This is a genomic window from Parabacteroides chongii (assembly GCF_029581355.1).
Classification (GTDB): domain Bacteria; phylum Bacteroidota; class Bacteroidia; order Bacteroidales; family Tannerellaceae; genus Parabacteroides; species Parabacteroides chongii.
Genome location: NZ_CP120849.1, coordinates 778,382 through 795,114, shown reverse-complemented (window position 1 = coordinate 795,114; position 16,733 = coordinate 778,382). Strand labels below are relative to the sequence as shown.

The following is a 16,733-nucleotide window of genomic DNA, read 5'->3' as shown; positions in this document are numbered from 1 at the left end:
GTGCCGAACTATATGTTTTGCCACAGTGATGGCAGAGCCTTGCCATGCAAGTGGCAATCTTCTGCCATCACTGTGGCAATACTCTGTCATCGTCATGGCAAGACTGTCATAACGGTGACAAAGCTTTGTCGGTTTACTGCGCCAGGGAGAAGCGGAGGGCAACACCGTAGTTGGAGTTGCTTGTCGGATAAGCAGCGTTGGAGATCAGCGGCTCATTGATCTGCAGATCGTAGAATGCACGAAGTGTCAATGCACGGCTCAGTCCGTAATCGGCAGAGAACTGGATTGTCTTGGCAACGTTACCGCTGGTGGCCTGTGTGAAGCTGTCTTCGATCTTACGGATCAATGACTGCATCTTGTTGTACGAGAAGTCCAGGCGCACGGTCAGGTCATTGCTAAAGTCACGTGTCTTCTTCATCTTCAGAATCTTGTTGAACTCGGCAAACTTGTAACCCAATCCGATCGTGTACTTGTTGGACAATGCCTCTACGATCTGATAAGACGATATGTTCAGGTTCAGATTGCGTGTAGTCGTATAGTCCGCACGGATCGTTATATTGTTCAACATCGTTGCATCCACTCCCAGCAGCGGACTGAAGCTTTCGGTCAGGCTGACAGAAGAGATGGAATAGGGTGAAGAAGGGATCGGCTTTTCGGAAGCATTCTGTATGAATCCGAGATTGTCACCCAAACCGGCATCGACCCAGGTAGAATAGGTTTCGTAAGCACCTACGTTATATGTACAACGATATTGATGGCTCAGCATAACCGTCTTGAAGTATTTCTTGATGGCAGGAATACGGATCAGACCGTCGTATGTGATACGCCAGTTCGGCAACATGCTGCGCAGAGCCGGGAACGGTGAATGTGAAATCTTGTTCGGGTCTTTCCCTGTATAAGCAGCCAGGAAAGCCGGGATCAATACGTCGCCGGAGTTGCGGCTGACGCCCTGTTCGTTGTTGCTTCCCGGATTGTAAGGTTGTCCTCCGTATCCGTTCTGCCCCAGGAATCCTCCGGACGGATAGTTTGTTCCGGCATACCGGTTTTCCAGTCGTTGGGCTATGATCTCACGGTTCTCGATGAACTTGTCGAACGATTTGGAAGAATAGTTGTTTTCAGCATTGCCGATACCTTTGAAGAAACTGCCCAATGCGATAGTCGTCATCGTGAAGTTACCTCCGGTCAGTTCCGGCATGCCGGAATACATATATTGTATATCGGTGCTGCGGGTGTCGACACGGTTGGCATTCAGGTCGATCTTCAGTCCGGTGATCGGTTCCAGGTTCGCCCGTATGTTCAGGTTCTTGGCACTGGTCATGACTGCCGGATTGATGTTATTGGTGTTTTCGATCAGCCAGCCACGGTCTTTGGCATCGTAAAGGAAGTCGCGGTTGACGGCTCCGAAGGCAAAACCAAGACCCGGAGTCAGACCGAACGGTGAACGTCCCTGTCCGAAGATATCGCCGATCATCGGGGAGAAGCCCGGCACCGACATACCGGCAGTAGTCGCATACTGGATGTTGACGCGGCGCACCATCATCAGGAAGCGGCTGGCATGTTCGGCTGCTTTGTAGAGGAAGTCCTCCGTCGCTTTCGGACCCGGCTTGATCGTCAGTTTCAGATGTGCCGTATCCTGGTTCAGGATCATCACCTGTGCATAGTTGATCGGCTTGTATTTGATGGCATAGACCTTGCCGTCGGCTCCGCGGGCAGTGATGCGTACCTTCTTGGTAAACATACCGTGCTGGACGACTGTTCCGCTATCCATATTCAACTGGATATCTTTCTCCAGCTTGATCTCTTTCTTTTCTTTCTTCTTGGCAGCAGTACGGGTGGCGGAGAACTTCTGATTCACTTTCTTCAGGAATTTGTTCTTGTTGTAAAGTGACTGGAAGTTGAGGCTTCCCTGCCAGTCTATCTGGCGTTGGTTGGTAATCGTGTTACCGAGTTCATACTCCGTATCGGTGACGGCTCCACGATCCCAGTTGTACTGTGCGTTGTAAGTGATGGAACTGTTTACCCAATCCATCACCGGGATATATTGCAAAGGCATATTCCAGGTAACATTGAATGTCTGGTCATATTTCAGCGGTGTACCCAGGTCGGCAATGCTCTGCTTTACGGAATCCTTCCAGACCTGATATCGGTCGGGAGCCAGTTCCTTGTTGACCTGTACATACGGCTCCTCGATCCGGGCGTTCGTTCCGGAGGTGAAGGTCATGTTCAGGTTATTCGTGAAGTCCCAGCGCAAACTGAAAGCACGGTCCCAGTAGAACTCGGAGCTGAAAGTTACTTCCGGTTTGTATCCGGTGTTCTCCAGGTCGCGCAGCTGCATCTCGTTATAATTGCGCATCATGGCAGTCTGGAAACTGATATTCGACGGCAGATAGTTCAAGCTGAACTGCTTGATATAACGGGTGTATCCGTTGTTCTTCTTTATCTTTTGGAACGGACGGAACGGCTTCGCATACGGTGTGTAGTTGTAAGCGAAGTTACCACGGTAATCCTTTGTCGTTTCATACTCCGTTTCCGAATTTTGTCTTTTCGTCTGACTGAATGAATAGCCTATCGAGAAGTTTGCCGGGTCGTAAGGCATCGGAGTTTTGCTACGGATGTCTGCCCTTACGTTGTTGAACGAGATGCTCTTGACAACGGTCTGGTCGATAGCGAAACTCTTGATGGAGTCTTTTTCGGCCTTTGTATCGACAGCATCCAGGGCATCGTTCAGTTTGATATCCTGGTCGAGCGGATTGTATTTGGCTTTCGTCTGATCTTTCGAGTATGCATAGTACATCGGTATGCTGACCTTCGCCTTTTCCGGGAAGAACTTACCCCATTCGATGTTAGCTGCCACGTTATACTGTGTAAAGTCGTCGATGCGGCGTTCGGCGAGTGACTGGTCGAGGGCACCGAAGCCGGCTGTTTCGATACGACCGCCGACATTCACGGTTGCCAGGTCGGATACGGCTACGTTGAGGTTGGCATTGGCTGCCCAGCCGCCTTCTTCGTTAAACTCGCTCAGACGTAACTCGTTCACCCAGATTTCACCACTTCTGACATCGTTGGAACCGTAGTTGCGGACACCGATCATGATCGTTTTTACTTCCGACAAGCTCGGGTTACCGATGATACTGACTTTATAGCCTTCACCGGTTTCTGAATACACCGTATTGAACGTAATTCCCTGCTCGCCTGCCCGTTTCTTTTTGTTACGGTTCAGTTTGAGATTGGTCAATAGTTCAAGAGGGAAGTCCAATGTGTTATAAGTAGGATTCCATACATCTTCAGCTGTATACGCAGCTTGGTTCGGCTGGGTTACTTTCTGCGGAACCTCATATTCGTAATAGTTATTTTTATAGTCGGAACCCAAACGAATGAATACAGACAGATCACCATCCGCCAGCGGTGTATATTTATCTGCGCTGTCAGGCAAAGCTTCAGCATGGGCAAACAACTGCAACCGTTTGTACTGGCGCAGGTCGTAAGAGGTCGTTTTATAAACGGCACGTGCATCCCGAGGGGCCAATTCCGTTACCTTCAAAGAGAGCGCCTGCTCATTTTCCCGACGCAGCTGAGGCTGGCTCGGGTCTGTCTGACGGCTGACTCCCGGAGGGGTTACATAAGGAATCGGTGTACGACGGCTGTTTTCCTCTATATTCACAGAAGAGACTTCGAGCGAACCGTTGACTCTTGGCGGCACTTTCGGATCGGATAGATCCTGTTCGTAAGAACGCCATTCACCGCGTACGAGTTCAAACGTTCCGAAACGCAGGATGGTCGGTTTACTGAAATTAGTCATATACATACGCATGAAGCGGATGCTCTTGAAATCGCTGATGGCTCCGACGGAGCGATTATATTTCTTTACCGGAATCTTGAAGAGATACCAGGTTGCCGGATCTTTCTTCTGTCCTCCGTCGTTATCCCCGTTGGGTATTTTAGGGTAAGTTATTTTCTTATCCACAATGAAGTTCTTTCCTACTTCCAGATCATCCGGATGAATAGATACTTTGTATTCAAAATACTTCTCGTTCTTGTTCATCGTGTTGTCCTGGTTCAGGTCTTCCACATCCGGATTCTTGGAAGCGGAGGTGTCGTAGCGTTCACCGGTAGTTCCATTCTCTGCAGAGTTGCCTTCGGTTCCGTTGTAACGCTTGTAACGTTCCAGAATGCTGACACTGTTATCATCTAACTCACGACCACGGAAATAGCGGTATTTATCTGTCCCCGGGTTCATTAACGGAGAATAGGGGTCTTTTTCCATTTCTCCAATGACTTCAGGTGTCAGCTTGCCTCTGAGCTTATCCATAAACTCCCGGTAAGCAGGATAGTCCCGTTCTTCCTCAGCCGACAAGCCGTTGAGTCCGACATCCTGCCGGGCACGTGCACCGGCGGTATTATCGAATGCATAGACTGTACTTTGCTGCTTCGGAACAAGTCCCCAGACCGTAGAGTCGATCCGGCTTCTGTCCCCGTCGATAGGCAAACCGTTTTCATAGAACTTCTTACCATCTTTCAACACATCTTCCGATATTTCACCCAGGTTGAAATACAAGTCACCGCCTTTGATTATTTCACCTTCCCGTTCTTCGTAGATATAAGGGTCGAGCATCCAAAATTCAATGTATTCTATGTTGGCAGTCTCGAAATCGCTTTGATCGATCTTCCGCATGATACCTCCCCAACGTTGTTCCGGATTCTGCAATGTACCGTCTGAATTGACCAGATCGGCATCGAGGTTATACGGACCACGTTCGTTCGGATAATAAGCGAGGTTAAGAGCCTGTATCGTACTCGTTTCATTGTAACCCTGGTCTCTGTCGGGGAACAATTCATCTACATATACGGCACGGACGTAATGGTTGGATAGTTGCTCTTTATCATTACGGATATGCTGAGGTGCCTGACTGGAGTTCCTACGCGTGAATAATCCGTCGACATAATACCACGCCAGCAAAGCACGGTTTTTACCATAAGTGATATCGTTTGTCCGGTCGGCTTCCGGGAAGAGAGCTTCGGGACTGTTGTCCCAGGGCACACTGGCGAGCTTCCACGGATACGGGTTCAACAGGTCGAAACCGCTCTGCGTAGACTCGAAATCGTCTAGATAAGAATAACCTCCGGTATATTTGTTTTCATAATGCCCGGCTATCAGGTGGGCAAATTCACCGGTGAATGCGATCTGGCTGGGCTTGGTCAGATTCAGTAGCGGCAGTTTGTCGAATGCGTTTGTCAGCCACTGGCTTTCTGTCTTGTAGGCAATATTGAATCCCCACAGTGTATTGTTGATGGACTCGTCGCCGAACGTTGTCTTTGTCGTCAGCGGCATTTCCGACATATGCATAATGGTGGCCCCCAACGAGAAGTCGGGATTGAACTGGTAGTTGAGGTCGAGCCCCATCATCGTCTTTCGCTGCATATTATAAGCCGTCTGGTTTTCCAGCGAAACGCTTACAGGGGTTCCGGCGGCAATGATACTTTCGTTCAGGATCGTTACAGTTCCCGAAGTATAATCGACCGTATAATCCACATTTTCCGTCAGAGTGGCACCAGCAGCCGTAACGCGAACCGAACCACGTGCCACATTGCTGGCTCCCAGTTGTATCTCAGAGGCGGAAGAAGCCTTATATTCACCACGCATGATGAATTTATTCTTTTCAGCGATCTGGCGGGCGGCAGTCTGCGTTGTATCGTACAGTTCCTGGAATACGTACTTGTCTGCGACAGCCGGACTGACATATTTCACCAGCTTTTCTTTCAGGCTGGAACCGAAAGGCTCGATAGAGGGGAAGATAACCCTACCGGTAGCCGGTTGTACGGTGTATCCTTCCACAAAGTCGAAATAGCCGTCCGGATGCTTTTCGTTCTGTTTATTCAGGCGGTCTGCTCCCATCAGACGTATCCAGACCTGTTTGTTGTTTGCACTTTCCGGCAGATAGTTGATGTAAGTACCGGTCGTATCGCTTTGATAAAGAACGTCGAGGCGGAATTTGTCCTTTTGAACGGAATAAGCTCCCAGCGAATAGATGTTTTTCATCATCAAGTCCCAGTATTTCATAGGAGGAGACATGTTGACACCCTTCAGCAACTTCACGTAAAGACAGTTGCTGGGATTGGTCGGGTCGCTGTCAGAGAACTCGCCGACTCTTCCCGTTCGTTTGGTTCCGGTATTGTCCGTGTATTCATATTCGTAGGCAACAGCCAGTACCTGGCTTTCCTGTAGGCTCATATTCAAAGACAGATATCCCAGTTGTTTGTCGTAGGTATATTCGGAGTTCGGGTCCAGCAAACGGGCACTTTCCACTTCTTCGTATTCGGAACCTCCGGTGAAACCCTTCAATACGTTGTCCACCTGGCTGATCTGACGGGCACCGGCAAACTCTGTGATCATTCGGTTGTATAAAGAGTTGGCACCATTGGCAGGTAGTTCACTGTTAGGTATTGTTGCCGGAAATTCATTGTTGTTATAGATATATTCCCTTTTATTTTCACCTATATCCGTGAACGCAACGATATTACGTGCCTGGTCATAGTTACCTCTGTTGTTGGTAACCCATACTTCCAGACGTGTGATGTTCACCTTGGATGAAATCTGCGGCAGATTGGCAACGGAAGCGTCGTAGTTGTTACGGAAATAGTGCGCCAGGAAGAAGTGGCGGTTCTCATCATATTCGTCGATCTTCAATTCGAAGTCTTTTGTCTGTACGCCCCCTTTGGAATTTACCGTCTTGGATTCGGAGTTCTGTTGTGCAAACAACGCGTTAACCCTCAGTTTACCGAACTGAAGGTCTGCTTTCATACCGAACAGCGCCGCGCCGCCGTTGATCAGTGAATTGCTGGTCGTCATCGATACGTTACCGGCTTCCAGTGACTTGATGATTTCATCCTCTTCACCCGTATAAGCCAGTTTCAGCTTCTTGGAGTCGAAGTCGAAAGAAGTCTCCGTATTGTAATTCATATCGAAGTTTACTTTCGAACCGACGGAAGCCTGCACATTCAACTGCACGCTTTCGTCGAAGTTGAAGATGGTGTTGCTTCGGGCACGTTCAGGCAGTGAAGGGTCTTTGGTACTGTTACGCTTTAGCCCTAGCATAACTTCAGCCGATCCCTGTGTCCGTACGCGTACGCCGCCGGGACCGAATATCCGTTCTGCCGCACCGATACCGAACTGCATATCCGCCAGGTTGAATTTCTTGTCCGCTTCTTTCTGGAACTCTTCTTCGTTTTTCTGCCGATAGTAAGAACGGAGCGACTGCAGCATGCTGTATTCCTGATACTCTTCCGGGCTCAGGTTGATCGGCGTAGTCAGGTCCTTTTCACCCAAGCGGGTACGGACTACATATCGTCCGGTATTGATGTCATATTCGACAGCAGTCTTAACGTTCTCCGGATCACGTAAATCCATCGGTGACCGTTTGGACAGGTCCTCAAAGTTTTCCGGTACGGTTTTGGATACCGGATAGCGGGTTTCCGGTACTGTATCTTTCCCATCGGGCATATCCTGCCCTTCGAGTAACTGAATATCCGGCAACTCAGCCGTATAAGTCAGGTAATCGGCATTCAGAGAGAACATACTTGCCCCGAATAGCAGTATAACACATCCAATAATATATGTAAATGTTTTCCTTGTCTTCATTCTTACTAATTGTCAACTGTCAACTGTCAATTGTCAACTATCAAAGCATTCTGAGTGCACTTTTTATCACTTGTTCTACAGCCAGCATCGGCGAGCTTTTCAGTATTGAACTGACTACCTTTTGCGAAGCAGCCTTCTGGAATCCCAACATCACAAGGGCGGCAACCGCTTCTTCGGCAACCGCACCGTTTCCACCCGCGACAGGAGCTCCTGCACCTGCAATCGTATCTCCAGCCTTTACCTTGTTTTTCAAGTCGACGAGAATGCGTTGTGCCGTTTTCTGCCCGATTCCTTTTACCGAGGTCAATGCTGTTTCATTCTTGTTGGCAATTACCTGGATCAATTCGGCGGGAGGAAGAGAAGACAAGATCATACGTGCCGTATTAGGACCGACACCGGATACCGATGTCAGCAATAAAAACAACTCGCGTTCAGCCTTTTGGGCGAAACCAAACAAAAGATGGGCATCTTCACGTATCACTTCATATACGTAAATTTTCCCGGTAGGTTTCCCGCTGAAAGCGCTGTATGTAGTCAGAGATATGTTAAGTCCGTAGCCAATCCCTGCACATTCGATGATCATCTGTGTGGGAGTAAGCTCTACGATATCCCCCTTAATATATTCTATCATTTTGCGTCTCTTCTAGTTATTCGTATCTATTATAACGTAAATATACTTAAAAGCGTATATCCGAAGGGAAATAAATTTCGACTTTATACGGGAGTTCTGACCGCCTTTTGCCGGGACGAGAATCGTTTCTCCGGCAGGAAACTGTAGTTTCTTCGGCAGAAAAACATAGTTTCTTCAGCAGGAAACCATAGTTTATCCGGCAGAAAACAAAAGTTCCGTCGGCTAAAACTACTCCCTGCCCGGGAACTCCGCCGTGAAAGTCTCGAAACATCCGCGGTCTTGCAGCGTGACGAAGCAACGGCGGTTGTCAGGACCTCCGAATGTGATGTTCGACGGTTTTTCTCCTTTCAGTTGTATTTCACGGATCAGTTCCCCTTTCGGATTTATAAAGGCTACCGTTCCTTTCTCGTAACGGCAGAGATACAGGTTCCCTTTTACGTCGCAACGGATTCCATCCATACCGAAGCCCTCGAACGTATGGAAAAGTGTCTTGTTACTGAGCGTTCCGTCCGGCTTGATGTCATACACCCATACTTTGAGCTGTGCAGATTCGTTCACATAAAGTTTCCGACCGTCGGGACTGACATCGATGCCGTTGGTCGTCCCCATATTACTTTCCAACAAGGTGACTTTGCCGTCGGGAGTGATCAGCCAGAGCTGTCCTTTCTTGTTCGGCCAGTCCGGATCGCTGGCATACAGGTTACCGTTGGGAGCCAGGGCGATATCGTTGGGCTGGTTCATCTTCGGTTCGTGGGCATAGACGCTTATCTTCTTGGTTTTCATGTCGACCTTCAGGATGTTGTGGCCGGTATAATCAGCCACCAGCATGTCACCGGCTTTGTTGAACCGGATGCCGTTGCCCGTAGAGCCTTCGGGAAGTGTCACGAAGCATTCGTGCGATCCGTCCGGACGTACAATGCCTATGGTGCCCTCTTTTCCATAGTTGACGGCATACAGGTTGCCGGCTTTGTCGGTGGCAGGACCTTCTATCCCGTTGGTGAAAGTACCTTCCGGCAACAAGTCGGTCGTTTCCCGCGCGGCGGGAGTCTGTGCCTGGGCTGTTATTCCGATAAACAGGCAACTCATGATTGTAAGAAGCATCGTACGTGTTTTCATATCTGCTATTTGTTTTATTGTTTCCAGAACCCCGGAACAAGTAATGTCAATACGGTGAATATTTCCAAACGTCCTGTCATCATCAGGAAAGAAAGGAACCATTTGGATACGACCGGAACTTCCGAGAAGTTATCGACCGGTCCCAACTTACCCAATGCCGGTCCCACGTTACTGATAGCGGAAACGGCCGCCCCGACCGATTCCTCGAATCCCAGCCCGTCGAGCATCAGCACGATGCAGCTGATCACGATCAGTGACATGTAGGCAAAAGCGAAAGCCAGTACGCGGTGAACAATATCTCCGGATACGATATGCGAATCCATCCGCACGGGAATGATCGCATGCGGGTGAGTCTGTTTCTTAAATTCATTGAACAGGTTTTTGGAAAGGATCACAAAGCGTCCCATCTTCAACCCTCCGCAGGTCGAGCCGGCACAACCGCAGATGAACATCAGTATCAAGGCGATCATCCAAAAGAACGGTCCCCAGGGGATATAGTTCTCAGTGGCAAATCCGCAGGTCGAAACCAGCGTCACCACCTGGAATGCCGCCTGCCGGAATGCTGTGGGGAAATCGGAAAAGAATCCCTGGTACATAATCCAGCCGGTCGTTACTCCTGTCATGATCAGGACAAACCAAAAGAACCAGCGGAACTCTTCATCGAACAGCAGCTTCTTCACATTTCCGTTCAGACAGAAATAAATCAGGGTGATATTGGTTGCCCCGATAAACATGAATATGGTTATAATATATTCTATATACGCTGAGTTCCAGTAAGCTATACTTGCATTTTTGGTGGAATAACCTCCGGTAGATATGGCTGTCAGTGCATGGTTCACAGCGTCGTATAAATTCATCGGCCCTGCCCATAATAAGCCAACCAACAGTATCGTCAGGAACATATAAACACCCCAAAGGCGCTTGGCCACCTGTGTCACACGCGGGCGGAACCGTTCATGCGTGATACCCGGAGTTTCGGCGTTGAACATCTGTGTCGCGCCGCCTCCCAGGATAGGCATCAAGGCGACGGTAAACACGATCATGCCGATACCTCCCTGCCATTGAGTCAGGCTGCGCCAGAACAGGATACCTTTCGGTAATGATTCGATATCGGTAAATATGGTCGATCCGGTGGTAGTAAAGCCGGACATCGTTTCGAAAAAGGCATCCGTCACGTTATCCGCATACCCTCCCAGATAAAAAGGCAGCATTCCCAGTAACGAGAGCAATATCCAGGTGAAAGTAACCGTCAGCATCCCTTCCCTGCGGCCTGCCGTGTATTCGTTGGCACGGAAGCCGATAGCGTAAAGCGATACGCCGACCCCGAACAAGATTCCGCTGGACAGGAGTAACGGATAGAAATCGCCCCCTTTATACAGGAAAGCAACCACTACCGCCATCAGCATAAACAGCGTTTCGAGGATGCACATCATCCCCAGCATCTTTATTATGAAACGTATATTCAGTAACATACTAATTAAAATAATCCTCCAGTTTACGCATGGCTGTTTCCAGACAGAATACAACCACGTGGTCGTATGCCTGAATCTGAGTGTCTCCCTTGATCATCATCGGTTCTCCGTCCCGTATCAATCCTCCCAGCGTCAGATCCTTCGGAAGATGTAAATCTTTCACCTGTTTGCGGGTAATCTTTGAATCGGGGCGGGCTACCAGCTCCGCCACATCGGCGTTGGCAAAGGTCAGGAACTTCACGTTCGACACATCGGCATCCAGCAGGAACTGATAGATATGGCTGGCAGCGATCAGCTTCTTGTTGATCACCGAACCGATATCCATATTCTCCGCCAGCGGAATATAGTCGATGTTCTCGATCTTGGCGACCGTCTTGAATACGCCGAAACGTTTGGCAGCCAGACAAGCCAGGATATTCGTACTTGAATTGTCCGTCAGGGCGACGAATGCCTGCGCATCCTTGATACCCTCCTGCATCAGCAGCTCCGTATCACGTCCGTCGCCGTTAATGATCAGGACGTTGCTCGGAACAACCTCGGCTATGCGGTGACTTTTCTCTTTGTTTGTCTCCAGTATCTTTACACGGATATTATTCGGCAGATACTGGCTGGTACGGATGGCAATGCGGCTGCCTCCCATGATAAAGACCTTTTTCACTTCGGGGTCCTTTTTACCGGCATGCATTTGCACGTCCTTGATATGCTCCTTGGTAGTCGTGAAAAAAACGATATCGCCGGGCTGGATAAAATCGGTACCGCGTGGGATAATCGTTTCATATTGCCGTTTGATGGCAACGATATGGTATAGTTTCTGTTCGTTCAGCAGTTCGACCAGCTGTTTGTTTACCAGCCGGGAGTTCTCGCGGACCTTTACGCCCAGCAGGATCAGGGCACCTCCGAACAGTTCCCAGTATTGACGGGTCCATGGTCGGCGTATTGCGCTGACAATCTCTTTGGCAGCCAGCATCTCCGGATAGATCATCGAGTGGATGCCCAGTTTTTCGAACAGTTCCTTGTTTTTGGGTAACAGATATTCGTAGTTATTGATACGTGCCAGAGTCTTGCGTGCACCGAGCTTGGAAGCCAGGATGCTGGCAGCGATATTCGTCGTTTCTTCGGGAGTAACGCTGACGAACAGGTCTGTCTTTTTTATACCGGCTTCTTCCAGGTCGCGGATCGAAGTCGGATTTCCAACCATCGGAAGTATCTCCATGTTGGAATTGGTGATATTCAATCGTTCCTCACTCGGGTCCATCAGGATGATATCCTGCTTTTCCTGAGATAACATCTTCGCGAGATGCGTACCCACTTCGCCTGCCCCGGCAATAATAATCTTCATTTTGTTAATTGTTACTCATTCCGTTTGCCGTGTCGCCCGGCAAAACGGCATTAATATTTAATCGTTCATCATCTTTCGTATCTCCCCGGCTATACTTCCGGCATCCAGGCCGCATAATTTATAAAGTTCGGGGATAGATCCGTGTTCAATGAATGTGTCGGATATACCGATGCGCTTCACCCGCGGAGTATATCCGTTGTCTGCCATAAATTCAAGAACGGCTGTTCCCAGTCCGCCCTTCACAACACCGTTCTCCACGGTGATGACACGCTTAAACTTCTTTCCGACCTCATGTAATAATTCTTCATCGATCGGTTTCAGATAAATCATGTCGTAATGGGCAACCGACAGTCCTTCGCCTGCCACTTCCTCTATTGCCTTTATCACTTCGTTTCCGATCGGTCCGATAGATAAAACAGCCAGGTCATTTCCTTCGTTCAGTTTTTTACCTTTTCCTATGGGGAGCACCTGCATTTCGTTGCGCCAGTCTTTTTTCTCTCCTTTTCCGCGTGGATAGCGGATCACGAAAGTACCTGCAGCCTCTTTATAGCCGGTGTACATCAGATTCCGCAGATCCAGTTCGTTGAGCGGCGAAGAGATTGTCAGGTTAGGGATCGGACGCAGGTAAGCCAGGTCGAATACCCCGTGATGCGTAGCTCCGTCTTCACCGACCAGTCCGGCACGGTCCAGGCAGATTACCATATGTAACTTCTGTAACGCCACATCGTGTATCAGGTTGTCGTACGCCCGTTGCATAAACGACGAATAGACATTGCAGAACGGGATCATCCCTTCCTTGGCAAGTCCGGCGGAGAACGTCACCGAATGTCCTTCGGCGATCCCTACGTCGAATGCCCGCTGCGGAAATGCCTTCATCATATAGATCATGGAACTTCCGGTAGGCATGGCGGGAGTAATACCCACGATCCGTTCATCTTTTTCTGCCAGTTCAACCAGGGTATGTCCGAAGACATCCTGATACAGTTGCGGCTCGTCCAGCTTGTGGACAATGATCCGCTCTCCCGTCTCTTTGTTGAACTTGCCCGGAGCATGCCATTCGGTGGCCGACTCCTCGGCAGGCTTGAATCCTTTGCCTTTCTTTGTTTTGATATGCAATAGTTTCGGACCTTGCAGATCTTTTATATCGTTCAGCACCTTGGTCATATAATTGATATCATGCCCGTCGATGGGACCGAAATAACGGATGCTGAATCCTTCGAAAAGGTTATGTTGTTGTGTAAGCAGCGCTTTCAGGCTGTTGTTGAAGCGCAGGATGTTTCCCCGGCGGTCGTTGTTGATCAGCTTCATCTTCCGCAGCCCCTTGTACACATCGTAACGCATTTTGTTGTAAGCCTGGCTGGTCGTGATGTCTACCAGGTACTGGCTCAATCCTCCCACGCAATTGTCGATAGCCATATCGTTGTCGTTGAGGATAATCAGCAGGTTGTTGGGGTTGGCAGAAGCATTGTTCAATCCCTCGAATGCCAGTCCGCCTGTCATGGCACCGTCGCCGATGACGGCAATGACGTGGCGGTTGTGCTCTTCTTTGAGTTCCGAGGCAACCGACATACCCATCGCAGCCGATATGGAGTTGGAGGCATGTCCGGCAATGAAAGCGTCATACTCACTTTCTCCCGGGTTAGGAAAGCCACTGATGCCTTTGAATTTCCGAAGCGTATGGAAAGCTTCCCGGCGTCCGGTCAGTATCTTGTGCCCGTAAGCCTGATGGCCGACGTCCCAGACAATCCGGTCGTATGGGGTATTGAATACATAATGCAGAGCAACGGTCAGTTCGACTGTCCCCAGGCTGGCTCCCAGGTGTCCGGGATTTTCAGAAAGTATATCTATAATGTATTGACGCAACTCTGCACATACCTGGCCCAATTTTTCAGGAGGCAACTTGCGCAAATCCTCCGGATAATTTATGACGTTCAATATATGTTCATCCTTGCAATCTATCATGTCCGCTAATTTTTGTGGCAAATGTAAAGAATTAACGGCATATAAAATAGTTTTGGCTGGGCATTTCTTAGTTTTCTTATTTTCGGGGGAACGGAAGCCGGGGAAATAGCTTTCTGAAACGGATCAGATAAGTCGTGACATTGCTTCCGGCAATGATCAGCGTTACTGCCAGGATGATCATTATAATTCCGCAACCCAGCCGGGGTGTCAGCACCTCACCGAAGATGGTTACTCCGAAGAATACGGCAGTCAGAGGTTCCAGCGCACCCAGGATGGCAGTCGGCGTAGAGCCGATATACTGGATCGCCTGCGTGGTGCACAGGAAGGATATGGCGGTGGGAAAGATTGCCAGGGCCAGTAAATTACCCCACAGGTACCAGTCCTCGACAATGCGCAGGCTTTTTCCGAAATCTACGCGGATCAGAAAGAGCAGCATTCCGAAAAGCAAGATGTAGAAAGTCAGTTTAAGTGTCGCTATATCCTTCAGTCTCGGACGGTTTACGCCGACAATGTAAATGGCGTAGGACAGTGCGGAACCCATGACCAGAAGTACCCCTGTCGTACTAAGCGTTGCACCGCTTCCCGTTTTGTAAAGTAAGCTGATACCGCCCAAAGCCAGCATAATACATAAGACCGTCTGCAGGGTCAGCTTCTCTTTAAAGAGCAACGACATAATGAGGGCTACCATGATCGGATAGACGAACAGCAAGGTCGACGCAATGCCGGCTTCCATGTAATTGTAACTCAGGAACAACGCCAATGAAGAAAAAGCGACCAGGAATCCCAGGACGATCAATGGCGGTATATCTTTCCGGCATAGCTTAAAATTCCTGCCTCTTGCTTTTAGCATGATTCCCAGCACGGGGATGGCAAACAGGTATCTGAAGAAAAGTACCGAGTCAGGATCCATTCCCGCCTTGTACAACGGAAGAGCAAAAAGGGGATTCATACCGTAAGTGGCTGCTGCGATCGCCCCCAGCATGTACCCTTTAACCTTTGCATTCATATAGGTAGATATTAGCTAATTTATATATCAGTAATGGCGGGCAAAAGTATATTGTCCTTTTTACATATACAATACTCTTCTGTCTTTTTTGTTTTATCTAATACTATTTCTCGTACCTTTGCAACATTTCAGGCGATCAGATTCAAGATGGTAAATAAATATGAAGAACGTCTGGGGACCGAGCGCATGTTGCCTTTGGTCTTCAGAATGGCACTCCCGGCTGTAGCAGCCCAATTCGTCAACTTGCTTTACAGCATTGTCGACCGTATTTATATCGGACATATACCGGGCATTGGAACGGATGCATTGGCGGGCGTGGGAGTAACCATCTCCCTCGTCGTGCTGATCTCTTCTTTCTCGGCGATTGTCGGAGGAGGTGGTGCGCCGCTGGCCGCCATTGCCCTGGGGCAGGGTGACCGCAAGCGTGCCGGAAAAATATTGGGGAATGGTTTCATTCTGCTGATCCTGTTTACCGTACTGACTTCTTCCGTCGCCTATACCTTTATGGAGCCCATCCTGCTTTTTACCGGTGCTTCCGAGCATACGCTGGGGTATGCGGTCGATTATCTTTCCATTTATTTGCTGGGTACTATCTTTGTGGAGATTTCCACAGGATTGAACTCTTTTATCAATGCGCAGGGGCGGCCTGCCGTCGCCATGTGTTCGGTGCTGATCGGTGCTTTTCTGAATATCGTTCTCGATCCGATCTTTATTTTTGGGTTCGACATGGGAGTGAAAGGGGCTGCGTTGGCAACGGTGATCTCACAGGCTTGCAGTGCCATGTGGGTGTTGTTTTTCCTCTTTTCCCGACGTGCGTCTTTGCCTTTGGAACGGCGTTATATGAAGCTGGACAAAGGGATTGTGCTTTCGATGCTGGCTTTGGGTGTTTCTCCGTTTATCATGGCGAGTACCGAAAGCCTGGTCGGCTTTGTGCTGAACAGTAGTCTGAAAGAGTTCGGGGATATTTACGTCAGTGCCTTGACGGTGTTGCAGACTTCGATGCAGTTTGCGAGTGTGCCGCTGACAGGATTTGCGCAGGGTTTTGTCCCGATAGTTAGTTATAATTATGGCCATGGCGACAAGCAGCGAGTGAAGGAGTGTTTCCGTATCGCACTGGTCACGATGTTTTCTTTCAATCTGATCCTGATGCTGTTCATGATCTTATTCCCTTCCACAATAGCATCTGCTTTTACCAGCGACGCGAATTTGATAGAGACTGTACGATGGACGATGCCTGTTTTCCTTGGTGGCATGACCATTTTCGGATTGCAGCGTGCTTGTCAGAATATGTTTGTTGCCTTGGGGCAGGCGCGGATATCCATTTTCATCGCTTTGCTTCGCAAGGTAATCCTGCTGATCCCGTTAGCACTGATATTGCCGCACTTTATGGGTGTGACAGGTGTGTATGCCGCTGAAGCCATCTCCGATGCTACCGCAGCCATTTGTTGTACGCTGTTATTCTTTTGGCAATTTCCGAAGATTCTGAAGAAGATAAAATAGGGCAAAATCAGACAACGAAAATGGCAAAAATCTCCCTTTTTTGAGTGACTGCTCCAAAACCGAAAAATGCT

General features: G+C 49.0%; 8 protein-coding genes. 1 reads left to right on the top strand and 7 read right to left on the bottom strand.

Annotated features, from left to right (window positions below; translation table 11 throughout):
- Nucleotides 1–133: 133 nt before the first annotated feature.
- From sov to P3L47_RS03330, 7 genes are all read right to left on the bottom strand, one after another.
- Complete coding sequence (gene sov / locus P3L47_RS03360) at nt 134–7,636, bottom strand: T9SS outer membrane translocon Sov/SprA (protein WP_277782679.1); 7,503 nt, start codon at nt 7,634–7,636, stop codon at nt 134–136.
- 40 nt (nt 7,637–7,676) lie between these two features.
- Nucleotides 7,677–8,267 (bottom strand): Holliday junction branch migration protein RuvA, encoded by a 591-nt coding sequence (gene ruvA / locus P3L47_RS03355; RefSeq protein WP_122361184.1) that lies wholly within the window; start codon nt 8,265–8,267, stop codon nt 7,677–7,679.
- A 228-nt stretch (nt 8,268–8,495) separates the two neighbouring features.
- A complete protein-coding gene (locus P3L47_RS03350) occupies nt 8,496–9,383 on the bottom strand; it encodes an SMP-30/gluconolactonase/LRE family protein (RefSeq protein WP_277782678.1) in 888 nt (295 codons plus the stop codon).
- 14 nt (nt 9,384–9,397) lie between these two features.
- Nucleotides 9,398–10,855: a TrkH family potassium uptake protein gene (locus P3L47_RS03345; protein ID WP_277782677.1), complete on the bottom strand. Its 1,458-nt coding sequence runs from the start codon at nt 10,853–10,855 to the stop codon at nt 9,398–9,400.
- A 1-nt stretch (nt 10,856) separates the two neighbouring features.
- Nucleotides 10,857–12,194, bottom strand: a complete 1,338-nt coding sequence (gene trkA, locus P3L47_RS03340) for a Trk system potassium transporter TrkA (RefSeq protein WP_277782676.1) — start codon at nt 12,192–12,194, stop codon at nt 10,857–10,859.
- Nucleotides 12,195–12,251: 57 nt separating this feature from the next.
- The gene (gene dxs, locus P3L47_RS03335; protein WP_122361181.1) at nt 12,252–14,156 is read right to left on the bottom strand and encodes a 1-deoxy-D-xylulose-5-phosphate synthase; all 1,905 of its coding nucleotides are present in this window, start codon (nt 14,154–14,156) and stop codon (nt 12,252–12,254) included.
- A gap of 76 nt (nt 14,157–14,232) precedes the next feature.
- On the bottom strand, nt 14,233–15,162 hold the full coding sequence (locus P3L47_RS03330; RefSeq protein WP_277782675.1) for a DMT family transporter: 930 nt from the start codon (nt 15,160–15,162) through the stop codon (nt 14,233–14,235).
- Nucleotides 15,163–15,309: 147 nt separating this feature from the next.
- Between P3L47_RS03330 and P3L47_RS03325 the strand changes: the two genes are divergently transcribed.
- On the top strand, nt 15,310–16,662 hold the full coding sequence (locus P3L47_RS03325; protein ID WP_277782674.1) for an MATE family efflux transporter: 1,353 nt from the start codon (nt 15,310–15,312) through the stop codon (nt 16,660–16,662).
- Nucleotides 16,663–16,733: the final 71 nt, after the last annotated feature.